The organism is Actinoplanes sp. NPDC048791 (assembly GCF_040650095.1).
In the GTDB taxonomy this organism is placed as follows: domain Bacteria; phylum Actinomycetota; class Actinomycetes; order Mycobacteriales; family Micromonosporaceae; genus Actinoplanes.
In genome coordinates this window covers 1-5019 of record NZ_JBEZGQ010000633.1, presented here as the reverse complement: position 1 = coordinate 5019, position 5019 = coordinate 1, and the positions used below count along the sequence as shown (strand labels likewise).

6 protein-coding genes are annotated in these 5019 nt (G+C 74.3%); 4 read left to right on the top strand and 2 right to left on the bottom strand.

All coding sequences use genetic code 11. The features are described from left to right. Positions 1–531: NADP-dependent oxidoreductase (locus AB0C29_RS33175; protein ID WP_360828655.1), on the bottom strand; the 531-nt coding region annotated here is incomplete at its 3' end. Between the two features lie 49 nt (positions 532–580). Here AB0C29_RS33175 and AB0C29_RS33170 point away from each other — a divergent pair. Next, positions 581–1207 (top strand): helix-turn-helix domain-containing protein, encoded by a 627-nt coding sequence (locus AB0C29_RS33170; RefSeq protein ID WP_360828652.1) that lies wholly within the window; start codon positions 581–583, stop codon positions 1205–1207. Positions 1208–1211: 4 nt separating this feature from the next. After that, positions 1212–2444, top strand: a complete 1233-nt coding sequence (locus AB0C29_RS33165) for an MFS transporter (protein ID WP_360828649.1) — start codon at positions 1212–1214, stop codon at positions 2442–2444. Here AB0C29_RS33165 and AB0C29_RS33160 read toward each other — a convergent pair. After that, positions 2407–3393, bottom strand: a complete 987-nt coding sequence (locus AB0C29_RS33160) for a transcriptional regulator (RefSeq protein WP_360828647.1) — start codon at positions 3391–3393, stop codon at positions 2407–2409. The two genes, AB0C29_RS33165 and AB0C29_RS33160, sit on opposite strands and share 38 nt — an antisense overlap. Positions 3394–3454: 61 nt before the next feature. Between AB0C29_RS33160 and AB0C29_RS33155 the strand changes: the two genes are divergently transcribed. Both AB0C29_RS33155 and AB0C29_RS33150 read left to right on the top strand, forming a co-directional pair. Continuing rightward, positions 3455–3943: a hypothetical protein gene (locus tag AB0C29_RS33155; RefSeq protein ID WP_360828645.1), complete on the top strand. Its 489-nt coding sequence runs from the start codon at positions 3455–3457 to the stop codon at positions 3941–3943. Between the two features lie 88 nt (positions 3944–4031). Then, positions 4032–5019: S8 family serine peptidase (locus AB0C29_RS33150; protein ID WP_360828642.1), on the top strand; the 988-nt coding region annotated here is incomplete at its 3' end.

The following is a 5019-nucleotide window of genomic DNA, read 5'->3' as shown; positions in this document are numbered from 1 at the left end:
GCGGGCGCTCGCCGTGCCGATGACCGTCGCGCCGCGAGCCACCGCGAGCTGCACAGCGACCGAGCCGACGCCCCCGGCCGCACCCTCGACCAACAGGGTCAGGCCGGGGCCGGCGCCCAGCCGGTCGAGGACCCGGGTGGCGGTCTCGACGTTCGCGGCCGCGCCACCGGCCTGCTCCCAGCTCAGCGCGTCCGGCTTGGCCGTCCAGCCGGTCAGGACGGCGTACTCGGCGTTCCCGCCGCCGAGCCGGGCCACGTCGACGACGCCGAAGACCGCGTCACCCGGCCGGACCCCGGTGACCCCGGCGCCGACCTCGTCGACCACTCCGGCGGCGTCGGCGCCGAGCACGTGCGGGAAGGTCAGGGGCATCCAGTCACGGAACCGGCCGGACCGCAGGTACCAGTCGGCGGGCGTGACTCCGGACGCCTTCACGGCGATCCGGATGTGGCCCGGCCCGGCGTGCGGCTCCGGTGCCTCGGCGATGCGCAGGACGCCGGCCGGGCCGTACTCGCTGAACTGCAGAGCTCTCATGGTCCGGACGCTAGCGGAGCACCCCGTCCGTTTAGCTAAAGTGAGACGTATGCCGGAACGGTTGCCTCACACCCTGCGCTCCGACGCCCGGGACAACCGCGAGCGGATCCTCTCGGTCGCCCGCAGCACGTTCGCCAGCGCGGGCCTGGACGTGTCGATGCGCGAGATCGCCCGCCGCGCCGAGGTCGGCCCGGCCACCCTCTACCGGCGCTTCCCGACCAAGGAAGCACTGGTCACCGAGGCCTTCACCGAGCAGATGAACGCCTGCACGGCCGCCGTGGAGGACGGCCTGGCCGACCCGGACCCGTGGCGCGGCTTCTGCCACCTCATCGAGACGGTGTGCGCCCTGCACGCCCAGGACCGGGGTTTCACCGCGGCGTTCATGTCGTCGTTCCCGCACGCGATCGACTTCACCGCGACCCGCGAACGGGCGCTGCGTTCCGTCACCGAGCTGGCCCGCCGGGCCAAGGCCGCCGGCAAACTCCGCCCCGACTTCGTCGTCGACGACCTGGTGCTGATCCTCATGGCCAACAGCGGGATCCGGGCCTCGTCACCGGCCGCCGCGGCCGCCGCGTCCCGCCGCCTCGCCGCGCTGCTGATCCAGGGCTTCTCCGCCGAGCCGGGCCCGCGGCCCCTGCCCCCGGCGGTCCGCCTGCCGCTCATGCCCGTGGCGTGATCCCGTGACGGCATCGGCCCGGACCGCGCTCGCCGTCCCGGGAGCGCTGCCGGCGGCCGCCTGGTCGCTGCTGGGCCGCTTCGGGTTCTCGATGAACAACCTGAGCCTGCTGCTCTATGTCGCGGCCCGGACGGACTCCTACGCCGTCGCGGGGACGATCTCGGCGGCCGGCCTGATCGGCACGGCGGCGGGCATCATCGCGCAGAGCCGACTGCTCGACCGGTACGGAACCACCCGCACCCTGCTGACCTGCACCGCCCCGTACGCGTTGCTGAGCGCCGCCGTGCTCGTCGCGGTCGACGCGGGCCTGGCCACCCTGCCGCTGGCCGTCCTGGCCGCCGTGCAGTGCGCGATGCTGCCGACCGTGCAGGTCGCCTCCCGCGCGATGTGGAGCCACCTCGTCCCGGCCGGTCCCGTCCGCGACGCCGCCTACAGCTACGAGGCGATCAGCTTCGAGATGTGCTGGCTGCTCGGTCCCGCGGTCGCCGCCGTGCTCGCCACCTGGCTGTGGCCCGGATCGGCCCTGCTGATCTCCGTCACGCTGAGCACGGTCCCCGCGGTCGGCTTCGCCCTGACGGCGGCGGCCCGGTCACACCGCGGCGCGACCGCGCCTTCGGCGGCCACAGCCCGGTCCGACGAAGGCCTGCGGGCGGCGGGTCTGGCCGTTCTGCTCGTCGCCACCTGCGCCTTCGGGCTGACCATCGGCTTCGTCGTGGTCGGGGTCACGGCCGGCACCCGGGCCAACGGTGTGCCGCAGCTGGCCGGGGTGCTGCTGGGCCTGTGGTCGATCACGTCGGTGCTGAGCGGGGTGGTCTACCAGCGTGCGCCCTGGCCGCGGGCGTTGCCGGTCCGCCTGCCGGCGCTGATGGCCGCGTTCGGGCTGTTCCTGGTGCTGCCGGCTGTCGTCGGCGGCACCCCGGCCCTGACGGTCGGCGTCGTGCTGGCCGGGGCGACCCTCGTGCCACAGGTCACCGCGCACAACACCCTGCTCGACGGGCTCGTGCCGCCGCGCCGGCTGTCCGAGGCCTTCGGCTGGATCACCACGGCCATCTTCGCGGCCAACGCGGGTGGCCAGGCACTGGGCGGGTTCGTGATCGAGCGGTACGGCTACCAGGCCGGCTTCCGAACCGCGGCGGTGTGCGGGGCCGGCCTGGCCGCGGTGGTGTGGGCCGGCCGCCGCCACCTGCTGCCCGGCCCGGTCAGCGAGTCGCGCCGTAGCGGTGGGCCAGAGCGGTGACGGTCGTGGCCATGGCCCGGCGCAGCTCCGCCGGCCCGGTCACCTCCACCTCGGCCCCGAGGCGCAGCAGCTCCTGACAGGCGTGCCGGACGTTCTCGGTCGGGATCGTCGCCGTCACCCAGCCGTCCGCGTCCGGCTCGCCCGCGGACTCGGCGACCGCTCGTACCACCGCCGGATCGAGCAGGTCGGGCAGCCGGGCCAGGCCGTCGGCGGACAGCCGGATCGTCGCGGTGCCGGTGAACCGCCGGGCCTCGAACTCGGCGAGGTAGGCCGCCCAGTGCGCCGCCAGGTCGAAGCCGGCCGGCCGCTCGAAACGCTCGGTGGTGACGGTGACCTCCCGCAACTGGGCGACCCGGTAGGTGGCGGCCCGGGCGGTGTCTCCGGTGGCGGCCACGAGATACCAGGTGCCGGACTTGAGGACCAGCCCGTACGGCCGCAGCCGCCGCTGGACCTCCTGCGGCGCCCGCCACCGCCGGTAGCCCACGTCGACCGCGAGCTGCGCCACGACCGCGTCCATGAGCAGCGTCAGGAACGGCTGGGCCCGCGCCTCGTGATACCAGCCGGGGGCGTCCAGGTGGAACACCGCCGCCGTACGGGCAGCCTGGTCACGCAGCTCGGCCGGCAACGCGGCGAGCAGCTTCAGCCGGGCCGCCGCCACCTCCTCGGCCAGCCCCAGGTCAGCCGCCGGGGCCGGCAACCCGGCCAGGAACAGCGCCCGCGCCTCCCCGCCGCTGAGCCCGGTCAGCCGGGTCCGGTAGCCCTCGACCAGCCGGTACCCGCCGTGCTGGCCGGTCTCGGCGTACAGCGGCACCCCCGCCGCCTGCAGCCGGGCCAGGTCGCGGTACGCCGTGCGTACGGAGATCTCCAGCTCCGCCGCGAGCTGGCCGGCGGACAGCCGCCCGCGGGTCTGCAGCAGCAACAGCATCGACAACAGGCGACCGGCAGGCATGCGCTGATCATGCCGCTCAACCCTGACAGGTACTGACACAGCCCGGCCATACGGTCTCGGCATGACACACGACGGCACCACCGACTTCGACTTCCTGATGGGCCGCTGGACGGTTCACCACCACAAGCTGGCCGACGTCACCGATCGGGACTGCACCGACTGGATCGACTTCGAGGGCCTGGGGGAGGCCCGGCCGGTCCTCGCCGGTGCCGGCAACGTCGACACCGTCACGGCGACGCTGCCCGACGGGCGCTCGTTCGAGGGCCTGACGCTGCGCCTCTACGACCCCGGGGCCGACCTGTGGCGCATCTGGTGGTCGTCGACGACCAACCCCGGCCGGCTGGACCCGCCGGTCGAGGGCCGCTTCCGGGACGGCCGGGGCGTCTTCCTGGGCGAGGACGAGATCGGCGGCAAGCCGGCGCTGGTCCGCTTCCTGTGGTCGGCGATGACTCCCACGTCGGCGCGCTGGGAGCAGGAATTCTCCTTCGACGGCGGCCGCACCTGGGACCCGGTCAACTGGATCATGACCTTCACCCGCCGCGACGGCTGATTCTCCTCAAGGACGGGGTGCGGGGGCCGATGGTGTCCTCACCTGTGACGTGCCCGCCACGGGGTTCCCCTCCCCCCGGAGCAGTCCCATGTCGAATCGGTCCCGGCGCCCCGGCACCAAGGCTGCCGCCACAGCGGCAGCCGCCCTGACCGTTCTGTCCTCGGCCCTCGGCGCGCTGCCCGCCGCCGCGGCGGACCCGGTCGTCCCGGGCACGTCCTCGATCATCGTCGGGGTCCGGCCCGGGGCGAGCACGACCGCGGTGGTGGGCCAGCTGGACGCCCGGCCGGGCATCGAGGTGCTGGAGTCCGACCCGATCGGCCGGCTGGCCGCGGCCGGCGTCACGGTCCCGGCCGCCGACCTGAGCGCGGCCCTGCAGCAGCTGCGCAGCAACCCGAGCGTGGCCTACGCCGAACTGAACCACCAGGTCCGGATCACCGACGTCACGCCGAACGACCCGGCCTTCGCCGACCAGTGGGGGGCCACGCGGACCGCCCAGCCGGCCGCCTGGTCGCGTTCCACCGGCAGCGGGATCACCGTCGCCGTCGTCGACTCCGGGGTCAGCCCGATCTCCGAGCTGGCGGGCCGGCTGCTGCCCGGCTATGACTTCGTCAGCGACGACAGCGACGCCACCGACGTCAACGGCCACGGCACCAAGGCGGCGAGCGTCATCGCGGCCAAGGGCAACAACGCCACCGGCCTCGCGGGGGTGTGCTGGGACTGCAAGATCCTGCCCGTACGCGTCCTGGACGGGAACGGCTCCGGCTACGACGACGACGTCGCCGCCGGCATCACCTATGCCGCCGACCGGGGCGCGCAGGTCATCAACCTGTCCCTGGGCGGGCCCGACTACAGCCGGCTGACCGAGAACGCCGTCAACTACGCCGTCGCGAAGGGCGCCGTCGTCATCGCCTCGGCCGGCAACTCCGGGGTCAGCGCCCGCAGCTACCCGGCCGGGCACCCCAACGCCATCGCCGTCGCCGGCTCGACCAGCGCCGACGGCCGGTACAGCTGGTCCAACTACGGCACCGTCGCGGACCCCTGGGTGGATGTCGCGGCCCCCGGCAGCAACATCGCCC